The following is a 12,836-nucleotide window of genomic DNA, read 5'->3' on the forward strand; positions in this document are numbered from 1 at the left end:
GCCCCGGCGGTGGGCGCGTTGTGGTCGTGGGACATCACCGAGCTGCGGGGCCCACGCACCCAGGACCGGTATCTGCTGTATTTGGTGATCGACGTGTATTCACGGTTTCCGGTGGCCTGGCGTATCGAGTACGCCGAGACCGGCGCCGCGGCGGTGGAAATGTTCACCGAGGCGTTCGCGGTGTTCGGGGCGCCGCAGGTGCTGCACGCCGACAACGGGTCCTCGATGCGTTCGTTCGAGTTGCTCGATACGCTCGAGGACAAGCAGGTGCTGCCGTCCTTTTCGCGGCCGCGGGTCAGTGACGACAATCCGTTCTCCGAGTCGCTGTTCAAGACCGTCAAGTACGACCTGTCCTGCCCGCCACGGTTCGACAGCATCGACCATGCCCGGCAGTGGACCGAGGAGTTCATGGGCCGCTACGCCCTCGAGCACCGCCACAGCGGGTTGGGGCGGCACACCCCGGCGTCGGTTTTCCTCGGCACCGCCGTCGAGGATCACCGTCGCCGGCAGGACCGACTCGATCGGATCCATGCCCGGCACCCGCAGCGGTTCCGTCGCCGGCCGTTGGCGCCGCCACTGCCTCAACCGACCGGTATCAACACCACTCACCTGTCTCAGACAGGTTGACAACTTCCGTAGGCAGCGCGCGGCTGTCTTTTCCGTCGGCGGATGTCGAGGGCGACGGTCATGCCCGGCGGTCACGCAAGGAATCATCCGAGCACGCTGTCGTCGTCGAACCTGCTGCCGATCGACGCCTCGTGTAGTGGAATCGGGATTGTCCCCGGAGGCAATCGAAGGAGTTCCCACCATGCGACCCACCGGTATCACCGCAAATCTGAACGTTCCGGACATCGAGGACGCACGCAGCTTCTACGCGGACTTCCTCGGCCTCTCCGTCGAGGAGATGAACTTGGGGTGGGTCGCTCGGTTCACGACCCCGGACGGACGCGCCACCGTGCAGTTGGTCAGTGGTGATGCGACGGCACCGGTCGATTCGGTGCTGTCCGTCCACGTCGGAGACGGGGTGGAGGCCGCATACGACGACGCCCAGCGTCGAGGATTCGAGATCGTCTATCCGCTGACGACGGAACCGTGGGGTGTGCGCCGCTTCTTCGTGCGCGCGCCGGGCGGTTCCGTCATCAACATCGTCAGTCACTCGGACGAGTGACTGACGATTCGAGTGGTTCGGCCGTGGCGGCGGTGTCACGACTGCCTTCCGTCGCCACGGTACGGGGAAGGCGGGTGCGAAGCGCAGCGACGGGTCGTACCGTCGACGTGTACCGCTTCGGCCACGTTCGGCGGGAGGCATCATGGGCGACGCGCAGAATGCGACGACAGCACGCCGGCGCGCAGGCTACGTGGTGGCGATCGTCGTCAACGCGGTGCTGTTGTATGCGATCAACGGTTGGCCCGGCTGGGACGCGGTGCCGTTCCTCACCGACGACACAACCGTGGTTCTGGGCTGGGTCAACGCATCGATCGTGGTGAGCATCATCGCCAATGCCGTCTTTCTCGTGGCAGATCCCCCGCGGCTCAGGGCGTTCGGTGAACTCGCCACGAGTGCGGTCGGACTGTATGCGCTCACGCGGATGTGGCAGGTTTTTCCGTTCGACTTCGGAGCAGCTGGCAGCGTGCCATGGACGACGATCGTCCGCGTTGTTCTCGGTGTCGGAATCGTCGGCACGATCATCGCCGTCCTCGTTTCCCTCGTGCAGGTGGTGACCGGGCGCAGGCGCTGAGCATCGCCCCGGGGCGCAGTGTCCGACTGCTCGGTGGGGCAGATGCGACGGTTCATGGCTCCCCGCGTTGCCTACTTAGCGCATATTTGATTTAATCGGTGGCGCAAAGGAAGGAGGGTGTGGTGATCGAATTCTTGAACTCGACGGCGTTCACCGCCTTCGGGGCGCCGACGACCTGGGCCGAGACGTTCGGCTTCGTCACCGGCGCGTGGTGTGTATACCTGGTGGGACGGCAGTCGATCCTCAACTGGCCGTTCGGAATTGCCAACAACCTCGTATGGATCCTGCTGTTCGCGACCGCCGGTCTGTACGCCGACTCCGGATTACAGGTCGTCTACATCGCCCTCGCGGTGTGGGGCTGGAGCAACTGGGTGCGCGGCAGGGCAGGTGAGGCGCTACCGGTCGCCGGGACGAGTCCGGCCGAGTGGGCGGCGCTCGCGGCCGTCGGCCTCGCCGGGCTGATCGCGCTGACCGTGCTGCTCGAGACGGCGACGTCGTCGACGGTCGCATTCTGGGACGCGCTGACCACGGTACTGTCGCTGCTCGCGACGTGGGGGCAGGCGAAGAAGCGATGGGAATCGTGGCTGCTGTGGATCGCAGCCGACCTCGTCTACATTCCGCTCTACCTGCACAAAGGGCTGGTGCTCACGGCAGTGTTGTACTGTCTGTTCCTGGCGTTGTGCATTCGCGGACTCGTGGCGTGGCGGCGCTCGACGGCCGTCGATCGAGAACTCGCGGGGGCACGCTGATGTATCGGCATGCACTGGTCATCGGGAAGTTCTATCCGCCGCACGCCGGGCACCACCACCTGGTGCGCCGCGCCGCCGCGGTCGCCGAGCGGGTCACCGTCGTCGTCATGGCCTCGGCCGCGGAGACGATTCCACTGCCGGATCGGGTGGCGTGGATGCGTGAGTCACACGCAGGTGATTCGATGGTCACCGTCACCGGAATCGCCTGTGACGCACCGATGGATCTCGAATCGGAACCGGTATGGGCGGCCCAGGTGGCGTGCATGCGCGCAGCCGTCCGCACGGTCACCGACCTTCCCGTCGACGTGGTGGTCTCCAGTGAGAAGTACGGTGACGAACTCGCACAACGATTCTCGGCCACCCACGTGTGTGTCGACCCGGAACGCGTCGCACACCCGGTGTCCGGTACGGCATGCCGCGACGACCCGGCCGGACGCTGGCACGACCTGGATGCACCGGCGCGGGCGGGGCTGACCACCCGCATCGTGGTGGTCGGCGCCGAATCGACCGGAACCACCACCGTCAGCCGTGCACTCGCCCGCCGCGCCCGGGCCCGTGGCGGAGTGTGGGCGCACACCCGGTGGGTGCCGGAGTACGGCCGCATCGTCACCTGCGAAAAATTCGAACACGTGCAGTCGCTGGACCCCACGGCGACGATGCACGACCTCGACTGGACGGGCGACGATTTCGCCCACATCGCCGCCGAGCAGAGCCGCCTCGAAGACGGTGCGGCGCGGAACGGTTCGCCGCTGCTGGTATGCGACACCGACGCATTCGCCACCACCGTGTGGGAACGACGCTACCTCGGCGAGGGCAGCGACCGCGCGTGGGAGGGCGTCCGGGACCGCCGCGCCCTGTACCTGCTCACCGACCACGTCGGCGTTCCGTTCGTGCAGGACGGTATCCGCGACGGGGAGCACATCCGGGCCGACATGACGGGGTGGTTCGTCGACGCGCTCACCGTGACGGGCCGGTCCTGGGTGCTGCTGACCGGCAGCCTCGACGATCGGGTGCGCCTCGCCGAGCGGGTCGCCGACGACGCACTGCGCGTCAACACCCGGTGGTAGTCGCCGACAGGCCCGCTTGTGTGGGATTGTGTTCGCCGGGCGGACACAATCTCACACAGAACGAGTTGGTGGCATCACGCAGGGGCCGGGTGCACGAGCCCAGTCAGGCGACCGCGGTTGCCTCGAACTCGACCATCTGGCCGAGGACTGCCAGTCTGCTCACCCCGAGCATCGTGGTGGCCGGCGCGACCCCCGCGCTGCCCAGTCGCGACGCCAGCACGCCGTAGTGCTGGAGAAGGGTGGCGGACCATGCCACCGGATTGGCGGCGGTTCGTTGGATTGCCACATCAGCTCCATTCGATTCGTGAGAAGTTCGCGTGTCGGGTGGTGGCCGGGGCCGCCATCGACGCCTTCGAGGCTCCCAATCAATCACGACACCCTGTGTCATATATTCGCTAGAGTTTTTGGGTGCGCGCCGACCGACTGGTTTCCCTGGTGCTCCTGCTCCGCCGGCACGGCCGGCTCTCCGCCGCTGCGCTGTCCCGTGAGCTGGAGGTGTCCACCCGAACCGTGCTGCGCGATATCGAGGCGCTTTCCGCCGCAGGCGTCCCGGTCTATGCCGAACGTGGCCGGCACGGCGGATTCGCGTTGCTGCCAGGGTTCCGAACCGAGTTGACCGGCCTGAACCACGACGAGGCGCTGGCCCTGCTCGTCGCCGGATCACGTCGCGGCGCACAGGCATTCGGGATCGGCTCGGTGCTAGCGTCGGCGATGCTCAAACTGGTCGACGCGCTACCGGACAGCAACCGGGCAGTCGCGACCGGCGCGATCCAGCGGTTGCTCATCGACCCCGAGTCGGACTTCCTTGTACACCGGCCGGTCGCCGACGACGCCCCGGATACCGTCGTCGCCGAGATCCGGCGCGCGGTGCTGGCCGGACACAAACTCCGCATCCGCTACGCGGCCGCCGATCAGACGCCGTCATGGCGCATCGTCGATCCGATCGGGCTGGTCACCGTGCGCGACCGGTGCTATCTGCTGGCCTCGCGGTCCGGCGCAGACCGTACGTACCGGCTGTCCCGGGTCTCGGCCGCCGAGGAGTTGCCCGAGCCGGCCGAACGATCGGACGATATCGATCTGGGACGGGCCTGGCACGAACGCAGTGTTCGGTTCCGGGCAGGCGGAGACCAGGTGACCGTGCAGGTGCGGGTGAACACGGTGCGACGGAACGAGTTGGTGCGTACCGCGCTGACCGTCGGCGCCGAGGATACAGAGTTGGACGGCCGGCTGCGGCTCGAGCTGATCTTTCAAGATGCTCGCCACGCCGAATGGGCGTTGTGGGAACTTGGTACCGAAGGGGAAATCGTGGCCCCACAGTGGCTGCGTGTCTGTCTACGCGATCGCGCCGCCGCGATCGCTGCCCATCATTCTGCTGGAGCGGAGAGGAGCGGCCGATGATCGCGGCGGATGTGTTGTCGACGGGCCCCCGTGGGCGACGAATGTTGTTGGCGTATGCGCTGGAAGCCGAGCGAGCCGCTCGACCCGAGTACGACGAGAATTCGTTCGGCTCCGCGGTTTTCCGGGCGTCCTATCAGCTCGATCCGGGGAGAGGCCGGACCCGCGTCGTCTACGGTGCCGGCACCGAAGGGCCGCAGTGGCCGGAGATCGCTCCGGAGGAGGTCGCGCGGCGGCTGGCGCAGGTGCCGCTGCCCGAGGTGACGGCGCTCGATCTGCGTTCCGCGCTCGTGGACGCCGTCGACACGGCGCGGTACTGGCAGGACCCGGACGGCGAGGACATCCTCGTTGCCACGGTGCCTGTGCGACAGGAGCTTCGACGCGTTGCCGAGCACATCGCCGGATCACCGGATGCACAGTGGTGGGGAACGGGGGTGGCGCGCGACGATCAGTGGCTCGTGGGCTGGGACAACGGTGACGAATGCGGTGTCCAGGCCTCGGTTCCACCTCCCGCCGCTGATCGGTTGCGGAACTGGCACACTCGCGTCAGCGAGGCCGAAGCCCGAGCGGAACGCGATCGCCCCACCGACGCGACGGCGAACTGGTCCGGTGAATGGTGGTCGGCACCCTTGACACACATGTGGGCGTCGTCCCGGACACTCGCCGACGGGAACCCGGCAGGTGTGTGGTTCGTCGAGGACAGTATGGGCTGGGACCGCGCCTTCGCGCGGCGAGTGACGGTACCGCCGGGCGCCGCAGTGCTCGAGGTCGACGACGCCGACACCTGGGTGGATCTGTGCCGGCGCTTCCCGCTCGAGGTCACCGCGGAGAAGCGGCACGATTGGTACCGGACCACGGGCCGCGACGGACGCTGGGTGATCCCCGACTGGCAGCGGGTTGCCGAGCACCACGCGGGCGTGCACCTCACGGTCGCCGGATACCTGTCCGCGGCAGGAACGGCGATCGACGTCGACACCGACACCGCATCGGTCATCGCGGGATGGGCAGCGGACGAAACCTTCTGGCTCACAGACGCCGTCGTCCCCGACGAGGTCCCGGTCGTCTGGGTCCGTGACGATCAGGTGTGGAATCGCGAACCGACGATGCGATAGGGGAACGTCAGAACAATCGTGGTGTTGCCCGTGACCCGTCGCGGGCCTCGACGATTCGCGCGTGCCACCGATCGACTAGCCACATCTCGACCAGTTCGGGCCGGGTGGTCATCAGGGACGCCCAGGTGGTGAGCAGATCGGTGTATCGGTGGTAGCGCCGCAGCGTGAAGTCGGCGACAGAGGGGTCCTCGAGCCACCCCTCGTGCACGAGTGTCGACACCCCGTGCTGATCGAGAAGTTGCGCGGGCCGGCCATCTGTCCGGACGCCGACCGCCCACAGGAAGGTCGACAGCAGGGGAACGCCGACGCCGGGCGTGTCCGGCCATCCCGACCACGTCTGCCGGGGCGTATCGGGCAGCTTCTTCGTGTCCGCGCAGTAGTCGAGCACGCCTTTGATCTTCGTGAGTCGGTCGCGGCTCTTGGGGGCGTGGGCGTCGCGGACGTCGGGGAAGCGGCGGACGGCTCGACGCCGCGGATGGGCGCTGCGCCATGCCGCGCACAGGAACAACAGCCCCAATCCGTCGTGGTCGGCGTCGACGAGTTCACTGCCGAGACGTAGGTCGTTGCGCTGCACGATCGCCTCCCCGCCGGTGACGACACGGCCGTCGAGGTTGCGGCCGCGCAGCCGGATCCGATGCTCGGCGCGTTCGAGGTGGTCGTTCCACCATTCGAGGTCGACGGTGACGCCTTCGTCGAGCACTTGCAGATCGAACGACCGTGCCCGGCACCATTCGGAACACGCCTGGGGTGGTTCGAATCCCTCGTCGTACGGGTGCATTCTGCCGAGAATGCCACGTGTAGCGCGTGTTCCCGAGGAGACACGCGAGTGTGCGACTGCGACGTCGGTGCTCAATTCTCGTCGGGACCGGTGGTCGGGGGTGTGGGGATCACCGCGGTGGTCAGCGCGACGCGAACCCGGCCGTCACCGGAATTCGTTCGGTAGGGCGCGAGCAGTTCGGCGAGTTCGGCCTGGATCGCCGCGAGATCGTCGGTGGTGACGTAGAGCGGCGTGGTGCCGAATCCCAGGTAATTCCGCAGGGAGCGGTCCTCTCCGTCGACGAACGTGTCGAAGCTTTCCCCGAGTGCGCCGAGGAAGGTGAGGAAGGCGTTGCGGAGTTCCGCGTCGCTCATCGCCTCGAGATCGTCGTGGCCGATGTGCGCCATGCGCTCGCCGAGAGCGAGGGTGCGCTCGATGGTTCCGCGCACGCGGCGTTCGTCGACGACGATGACGATCTCGGCGTCGATCAGTGCCGCGACGTGCCGATAGAGCGTGGCCTGGGTGACGTGGGGAAGCGCTTCGCGAAGTTGTGCAGTCGTCAGGTGCCGGTCTCCGAGTTGTTGCACGATCCGTAGCCGAACGGGGTGCAGCACGATATCGGCAATGGGCGTGTTCGCCATCGCGGCCCTTTCCATATTGTTCTCAGGTTGATAATGTTCTCATTATCGATAGTGATTCTACCGGCGTCAGGAGGCAGCGATGAAGGGACCGTCGATCGAGGTGGAGAAGCTCGCCAAGCGGTTCGGTCGACTGGATGCCGTCACCGACATCACGTTCACCGCCCGACCCGGTCGTGTGACAGGGTTTCTCGGACCCAACGGCGCCGGGAAATCTACTACCTTGCGGATGCTCCTCGGCCTCACCCGGCCGGACCGCGGAACCGCTCTGCTCGACGGGGTCGCCTATCCGGATCTGCCGGACCCCACGGGAACCGTCGGCGCGGTACTCGACATCGCCTCCGCCCATCCGGCGGCCACCGCACGTGACCACCTCCGCACGTTCTGCGCACTCGGTGGACACCGGATGTCGAGGGTCGACGAGGTCATCGCCACCGCCTTGCTCGACCGGTTCGCGGACCGGCGCGTCGGTGGCTACTCCACCGGTATGCGACAGCGCTTGTCGCTCGCCACCGCGTTGCTCGGCGAGCCGGAGGTGCTCGTGCTCGACGAGCCGTCCAACGGTCTCGATCCGGTCGGAATCGTCTGGCTACGAAGATTCCTACGTGAGTTCGCCGATTCCGGTGGCACAGTTCTGATTTCCAGCCATGCCCTCGGCGAGCTGCAGCAGGGTATCGACGATGTCGTGCTCATCGACCGCGGACGCCTCGTCTGGACCGGTGCCCTCGATGTCCTGACCGCCGGCGGCGACAGCCTCGAAGAGGCATTCCTTCGTCTCACCACCCGGGGCCATGCGGCATGAACAACGCACTCCGCGGTGAAATCATCCGCCTGTTCTCCACGCGGCTTCCGCGATGGGCGGCGATCGCGGCGGTCGTCAGCGGCGCCGGTCTCACCGGCCTGCTCGGGCTGATCGGACCGGAAAACACATCACCGCCGATGCCCGGGCTCGACACCCCGGAAGGAGTCGGCATCGTCGTCGGCATCACCGGACTGCTCCTGTTCGTCCCCGCGCTCATCGGCACGATCGCGATCACCGGCGAATACCGGCACGGCACCATCGGCACCACATTTCTGGCGGTGCCGCGCCGCGGTCGGATCCTGGCGGCAAAACTGTTCGTCTACAGCGGTTTCGGGTTAGCGTACGGACTGCTCATGTCTGCATCCTCAGGATTTGCGCTGTGGTGCGTCGTCATCCTGCGCGGCATCGCACTCGGTGCGCCCGCCGACGACGTCGTGACACTTCTCGCGCGTCTCGCGGTAGCCGCCGCGATCTACATGCTGCTCGGGGTCGGTATCGGGGCGCTGGCCCGCAACCAGCTCGTCGCGGTCGCGATCGTGTTGGGCTACTTCTATCTACTCGAGTACCTATTCATGATCATTCCGGGCCTCGACGCGCTCTATCCGTTCCTCCCCGGTGGCGCGACCGCAGCGCTGACGGACTTCACGTTCCTGACCGACACCCTCTCTGAAGAAGCGTCGTTGGGCACACCCGCGCTGCTGTCCCCGCTCCTCGGTGCGCTGGTTCTTGTCGCCTACGCGCTGGGCGGGGCGGCAGCGGCGGTAGCGGCGCCGCTGCGCCGCGATCTTGCCTAGCGGATTCGGTCCGGACGTGTGTGCGCTGCACCGTTCGACGTGTACGCCGCGGACACCATCTCGTCGCGATGACCGGCTGCGTTCTGTGTGGTTTTGTGTCCGCTGGGCGAACACAAATCCACACAGAACGCGCTATGTCGCTTCGAATCGGGCCTCTACGTCGGCGGCGATGCTGATGCGGTCGGGTTCGAGGGCGACCTCACGGCCACCGCCGTCGGAACCCGACGCCATGTCGGCGCGCATCGCGGTCGCGCGCATCATGGGGGCAGGTCCGGGAGTGGGGTGGAGCCCGAGAATTCCCGGATCGGCGATGGAAACCACATGTAACGTGCTGTAGCCCAAGCTTTTCGCATAGCCTGTCGCCTTGTCGCGGGCATCGCGGACGGCGAGGTCGCGTACCCGGGTGCGCCGCTCGTGCTGTTTCCGGCGGGTGAGCCACCACCGCAAGTCCGCGACGGCGACGGATTCGATGCCTGCGGCGCTGTCCACGAACGCGGCGATCGCGTCGAACGCGCGGAAGGTGACCGTGAGCGAGGCCGACGAGGTGTACTGCCACGGGCGGATCTCGCCGTCCTGGCTGTACGGACGGTGCCGGCTGTGCTGCACCCGGTCGAACGTCCACTGCTTGACGGGGCTGCCCGGTTGTTCACGCAGGTCGGCGACGAGGCTGGCGAGAGCGTCGACGGCCGCGGCAACAGGGTCGGCGGCCTGCTCCCGCGTCGCGCCGTCGGCGTGGGACTGCAGCACGACGGTGCACCGGTTCGGGGCGAACTCGAGTTCGGCGTGGCCGGTGACCGTGATGGTGACGGGGCGATCGTCCATGAATGCGAGTGTGCCAGCCCACTGGGGTTACGGGTGGGCGAGGCGCTCGCGCAGCGTGGCCAGCCCCGGGCCGGTGAGGTCGTCGCAGTAGGCGGCCCGGCCCGCCATCGCCATGACGAGCGCGACGGTCGGGCCGGTGACGAGCGGGCCCGTACCCGAGGCGAACGGACCGTCGGTCGCCTCGAGTCGAAGCCCAGTCGCGGTGCTCTTGCTGGGTACCGCGAAGTCCTTGCCGACGTAGAATCGGGCGACCTCGGTGGCCGTGTCGATCGGCGGGGCGGTGGTGATTCCGAGGGGCTGGCGAATGTCCTGTGCGTGCACGACGACCTCGCCGAGCCACGCGGCGACGTCGCCGAGCGGCGCTGTCGTGCTGGTGCCGATCTGCCGGAACCGAGCGAGTGTTTCCGCCGGGGTGGCACCGCGATGCTCGGCGAGGCGACGCGCGTTGTGGAGATCGAAATCGAACCGGGCACCGAGGACGCTGCCGAACCAGCGTAGGGGGCCGATACTCGCGGCCGCGGTGAGATGGGCGAGCACGTCCTCGACGGACCACTGCCCGCACAGCGACTGCTGCTGCCATTGCCGCGGGGTCAGTGACGACAGATCGTCGGCCAGTGCGGTCCGTTCGGCGTGCACGATCGCCCACAGCGGATCCTGGTTCCTACGCGTCATGGAGCCCAATCTGCCGCACGCCGTGCGTGAACGGAATGTGTGAGCGAAAACCGGTGCAGCGGGACACGAGCGTGCATAGTCTGCGGGACAAGACCCGGCGGAGACCGGAGTTTACGGCTGTCGGGTGTCATCGCGAACACAGGAGGAGTTCACGTGAAACGCTCGGTGGCCGCATACCTCATGCTCATGGCCGTACCGTTGTTCATGACGGCGTGCTCGAGCAGTGACGACTCGAGTACCACAACCACAACCACAACAGTGACCACAGCCGCGACCACGACGCCCGGTTCGGCCGCTGCCACGTCGGAACCCGCCCCGGGCAATGCGACGACACCGCAGGCAGGTTCACCGACCCCGGCCGGTTCGGGCAGTTGGGATCAGCAAGGTAAACCGGTGAGCGGCGGACCGGCCGGGGCGGACGGTTCCACCGGCAACAACCTCACGCAGGACTACTGCGCGCACAATCAGGACCCGGGTTGCCCGCAGGGCAGCTACGTCGGGCCCTACACCACGATGAACGACAGTCACGGCGCGTGGGACGGCAACGGTAATCCTGTCAAGGGTGGCCCCACCGGCGCGGACGGTTCCACCGGCAACGGTCTCACGCAGGAGTACTGCGCGCACAATCAGGACCCGGGGTGCCCCGCCGGTAGCTATGTGGCACCGAACGCGATCCAGGATCCGGCCGGTGGCCCCGGCTACGTGACGTGTGAGGGAACGATCTGCACCAACCCGAACCACGGCGCAGGCGACGAGGCTCCCGGAATCTGGGACAGCAACGGCAACCCGATCAACGGCGGGCCGGCCGGCGCGGACGGTTCCACCGGCAACAACCTGTCGGCCGAGTACTGCGACGGCAACGAGGACCCGGGCTGCCCCGTCGGCAGCCACGACCAGGGATAACCGTCCCGGCGGGCACCCGTATGTGGCCTACTGGGGTCCGGGTGCCCGCGGGTCGGCAGGCCTGCGTGCGAACCGCGAGGCCGGGTCGGGTTCACCGGATGGTTGCCGGCCCGATACTTCGACAGCGTAACTTCATGGACGCCCGTCCAGATGCAGAAGGAAGCCTCATGAAGTTCACCAGGTTCGCCGGTGCGGCTGCGGTCGCCGTCGCGATGACGATGACGGTCTCGGTGCCGTTCGCCTCCGCAGATCCCGCCGCGCCCGTCGCTCCGGCAGCCGAGGCGTTCAGCCTTCCCGAGTTCCTCGGCCCGTACCCGTCGGATATCCCCGCGCGGGGCACCTACATCGGGGTGCTCGACGGATTCACCGAGATCCGGAATTCGCGGCCCGACCTGATGCAGCTCAACCTCGATCGTGTCGTACAGATCAACAATGCCGCGACCCCGGTGCAGCAGCAGCGGGCCCTGTTCGACGACATTCACGACCGTCTGCTGTCACTGTCGGACGGCCTCGGTGACGGCCTCGGCGCCGTTTTCCGCACCGCGCTCGCCGAACACCGGCTACCGAAGGTCGAGGCACTGCTCGCCGGTGACCTGGCCCGAGCAGGCGGCATCATGAACTCCACGCTCCTCGAGAAGGAACACTGGAGCAATCCGCGGCCGTTCGAGGTCGCGCCCGAACGGGTCGTCGCCTACCGGGGTGACGGTGTCAGTGGCGGAGCCGACCCGTTCGCCGAGGTGCACGGCACCGATTCCTATCCCTCCGGGCATACGTCGCAGGCCTACTGGAAGGGCATCCTGCTCGCAGGCATGCTGCCCGAGTTGGGTCCGCAGATTCTGACGCGCGCCTCCGAGGTCGGACACGGTCGCATCGTCCTCGGTGTGCACTATCCGCTCGACGTCATGGGTGGTCGCATCATCGGTCAGGCGGCCGCGGCGGATCGGCTCAACGATCCGGCGTTCGTGCGACTGATCGACGAGGCGGGTGCGGAACTGCGTGCCGAACTCGAGTCCGCCGTCGGCATGCCGTTGCGCGACTACATCGACTCGGACACTCCGTACCGGTCCGGGAGCGCCGCCCGCGCCGAGTTCCAGGAGCGTCTCACCTACGGGTTCGAGCAGATCCACCCGGAGATCACGAACGACATTCCCGCGGAGGCGGCGGCGTTGCTGCGCGCGGCGGCACCGGACCTGACCGACGAGCAACGATTGGATGTGCTGCGGCGAACGGCGATTCCCGCCGGCTACCCGCTGGATCAGAGCGGTCCCGATGGTGGCTGGGTGCGCATCGATCTCGTCGCCGCCTACCAGGCTGTCGGCGCGAACTGATCCCGCTGCCCCTTGGGTGATGGGAACTTTCAGCCGGTCAGGGGCGAATGATGGTTCC

At 67.3% G+C, this 12,836-nt stretch carries 16 protein-coding genes and 1 pseudogene; 11 read left to right on the forward strand and 6 right to left on the reverse strand.

Going from position 1 to position 12,836, the window contains the following annotated elements; genetic code table 11:
• The 5 genes from WAX14_RS16365 to WAX14_RS16385 all read left to right on the forward strand — a co-directional run.
• On the forward strand, positions 1–627 hold a 627-nt coding region (locus tag WAX14_RS16365), incomplete at its 5' end, for a transposase (RefSeq protein ID WP_422629109.1).
• Between the two features lie 181 nt (positions 628–808).
• Positions 809–1,168: a VOC family protein gene (locus WAX14_RS16370; protein WP_422629110.1), complete on the forward strand. Its 360-nt coding sequence runs from the start codon at positions 809–811 to the stop codon at positions 1,166–1,168.
• Between the two features lie 142 nt (positions 1,169–1,310).
• Positions 1,311–1,739 carry a hypothetical protein gene (locus WAX14_RS16375; RefSeq protein ID WP_422629111.1) on the forward strand — a complete coding sequence of 143 codons (429 nt, stop codon included), beginning with the start codon at positions 1,311–1,313 and terminating at the stop codon, positions 1,737–1,739.
• Between the two features lie 119 nt (positions 1,740–1,858).
• Entirely contained in the window at positions 1,859–2,488 is a 630-nt protein-coding gene (pnuC, locus tag WAX14_RS16380) for a nicotinamide riboside transporter PnuC (protein ID WP_422629112.1), read from the forward strand.
• Positions 2,488–3,555 carry an AAA family ATPase gene (locus tag WAX14_RS16385; protein WP_422629113.1) on the forward strand — a complete coding sequence of 356 codons (1,068 nt, stop codon included), beginning with the start codon at positions 2,488–2,490 and terminating at the stop codon, positions 3,553–3,555. Before pnuC ends, WAX14_RS16385 begins: the two co-directional genes overlap by 1 nt.
• A 103-nt stretch (positions 3,556–3,658) precedes the next feature.
• On the opposite strand, the pseudogene WAX14_RS16390 reads toward WAX14_RS16385, so the two are convergent.
• Positions 3,659–3,793 (reverse strand): annotated as a pseudogene (locus WAX14_RS16390) (RidA family protein); the annotation flags it as partial.
• Positions 3,794–3,963: 170 nt separating this feature from the next.
• Between WAX14_RS16390 and WAX14_RS16395 the strand changes: the two are divergent.
• Complete coding sequence (locus WAX14_RS16395; RefSeq protein WP_422629114.1) at positions 3,964–4,953, forward strand: helix-turn-helix transcriptional regulator; 990 nt, start codon at positions 3,964–3,966, stop codon at positions 4,951–4,953.
• Positions 4,950–6,062, forward strand: a complete 1,113-nt coding sequence (locus tag WAX14_RS16400) for a hypothetical protein (protein WP_422629115.1) — start codon at positions 4,950–4,952, stop codon at positions 6,060–6,062. Before WAX14_RS16395 ends, WAX14_RS16400 begins: the two co-directional genes overlap by 4 nt.
• 7 nt (positions 6,063–6,069) lie before the next feature.
• On the opposite strand, the gene WAX14_RS16405 is transcribed toward WAX14_RS16400, so the two are convergent.
• Together WAX14_RS16405 and WAX14_RS16410 are read right to left on the reverse strand one after the other, a co-directional pair.
• Positions 6,070–6,840 carry a hypothetical protein gene (locus WAX14_RS16405; protein WP_422629116.1) on the reverse strand — a complete coding sequence of 257 codons (771 nt, stop codon included), beginning with the start codon at positions 6,838–6,840 and terminating at the stop codon, positions 6,070–6,072.
• Between the two features lie 71 nt (positions 6,841–6,911).
• Positions 6,912–7,460, reverse strand: a complete 549-nt coding sequence (locus WAX14_RS16410) for a helix-turn-helix domain-containing protein (RefSeq protein WP_422629117.1) — start codon at positions 7,458–7,460, stop codon at positions 6,912–6,914.
• Between the two features lie 79 nt (positions 7,461–7,539).
• Here WAX14_RS16410 and WAX14_RS16415 point away from each other — a divergent pair, with 79 nt between their 5' ends.
• Together WAX14_RS16415 and WAX14_RS16420 are read left to right on the forward strand one after the other, a co-directional pair.
• Positions 7,540–8,259: an ABC transporter ATP-binding protein gene (locus WAX14_RS16415; RefSeq protein WP_422629118.1), complete on the forward strand. Its 720-nt coding sequence runs from the start codon at positions 7,540–7,542 to the stop codon at positions 8,257–8,259.
• Positions 8,256–9,053, forward strand: a complete 798-nt coding sequence (locus WAX14_RS16420) for a hypothetical protein (protein WP_422629119.1) — start codon at positions 8,256–8,258, stop codon at positions 9,051–9,053. Before WAX14_RS16415 ends, WAX14_RS16420 begins: the two co-directional genes overlap by 4 nt.
• Before the next feature lie 132 nt (positions 9,054–9,185).
• On the opposite strand, the gene WAX14_RS16425 is transcribed toward WAX14_RS16420, so the two are convergent.
• The 3 genes from WAX14_RS16425 to WAX14_RS16435 all read right to left on the reverse strand — a co-directional run bounded on the left by WAX14_RS16425 (position 9,186) and on the right by WAX14_RS16435 (position 10,849).
• A complete protein-coding gene (locus WAX14_RS16425; RefSeq protein WP_422629120.1) occupies positions 9,186–9,875 on the reverse strand; it encodes an SIMPL domain-containing protein in 690 nt (229 codons plus the stop codon).
• A gap of 27 nt (positions 9,876–9,902) precedes the next feature.
• Complete coding sequence (locus tag WAX14_RS16430) at positions 9,903–10,547, reverse strand: maleylpyruvate isomerase family mycothiol-dependent enzyme (protein ID WP_422629121.1); 645 nt, start codon at positions 10,545–10,547, stop codon at positions 9,903–9,905.
• Positions 10,548–10,696: 149 nt separating this feature from the next.
• On the reverse strand, positions 10,697–10,849 hold the full coding sequence (locus tag WAX14_RS16435; RefSeq protein WP_422629122.1) for a hypothetical protein: 153 nt from the start codon (positions 10,847–10,849) through the stop codon (positions 10,697–10,699).
• A gap of 91 nt (positions 10,850–10,940) precedes the next feature.
• Here WAX14_RS16435 and WAX14_RS16440 point away from each other — a divergent pair, with 91 nt between their 5' ends.
• Positions 10,941–11,450, forward strand: a complete 510-nt coding sequence (locus tag WAX14_RS16440; protein ID WP_422629123.1) for a Mesocentin — start codon at positions 10,941–10,943, stop codon at positions 11,448–11,450.
• Positions 11,451–11,617: 167 nt separating this feature from the next.
• Complete coding sequence (locus tag WAX14_RS16445; RefSeq protein ID WP_422629124.1) at positions 11,618–12,778, forward strand: acid phosphatase; 1,161 nt, start codon at positions 11,618–11,620, stop codon at positions 12,776–12,778.
• The last annotated feature ends 58 nt before the right edge of the window (positions 12,779–12,836 follow it).

This window comes from Rhodococcus sp. (in: high G+C Gram-positive bacteria), assembly GCF_049299235.1.
In the GTDB taxonomy this organism is placed as follows: domain Bacteria; phylum Actinomycetota; class Actinomycetes; order Mycobacteriales; family Mycobacteriaceae; genus Rhodococcus.

What these genes read in the sequence shown, in the direction of transcription:
- WAX14_RS16410 (WP_422629117.1), bottom strand. Translation starts at nt 7,460, where the DNA reads ATGGCGAACACGCCCATTGCCGATATCGTGCTGCACCCCGTTCGGCTA.
- WAX14_RS16400 (WP_422629115.1), top strand. Translation starts at nt 4,950, where the DNA reads ATGATCGCGGCGGATGTGTTGTCGACGGGCCCCCGTGGGCGACGAATG.
- WAX14_RS16430 (WP_422629121.1), bottom strand. Translation starts at nt 10,547, where the DNA reads ATGACGCGTAGGAACCAGGATCCGCTGTGGGCGATCGTGCACGCCGAA.
- WAX14_RS16445 (WP_422629124.1), top strand. Translation starts at nt 11,618, where the DNA reads ATGAAGTTCACCAGGTTCGCCGGTGCGGCTGCGGTCGCCGTCGCGATG.
- WAX14_RS16385 (WP_422629113.1), top strand. Translation starts at nt 2,488, where the DNA reads ATGTATCGGCATGCACTGGTCATCGGGAAGTTCTATCCGCCGCACGCC.
- WAX14_RS16425 (WP_422629120.1), bottom strand. Translation starts at nt 9,875, where the DNA reads ATGGACGATCGCCCCGTCACCATCACGGTCACCGGCCACGCCGAACTC.
- WAX14_RS16415 (WP_422629118.1), top strand. Translation starts at nt 7,540, where the DNA reads ATGAAGGGACCGTCGATCGAGGTGGAGAAGCTCGCCAAGCGGTTCGGT.
- WAX14_RS16405 (WP_422629116.1), bottom strand. Translation starts at nt 6,840, where the DNA reads ATGCACCCGTACGACGAGGGATTCGAACCACCCCAGGCGTGTTCCGAA.
- WAX14_RS16420 (WP_422629119.1), top strand. Translation starts at nt 8,256, where the DNA reads ATGAACAACGCACTCCGCGGTGAAATCATCCGCCTGTTCTCCACGCGG.
- WAX14_RS16375 (WP_422629111.1), top strand. Translation starts at nt 1,311, where the DNA reads ATGGGCGACGCGCAGAATGCGACGACAGCACGCCGGCGCGCAGGCTAC.
- WAX14_RS16370 (WP_422629110.1), top strand. Translation starts at nt 809, where the DNA reads ATGCGACCCACCGGTATCACCGCAAATCTGAACGTTCCGGACATCGAG.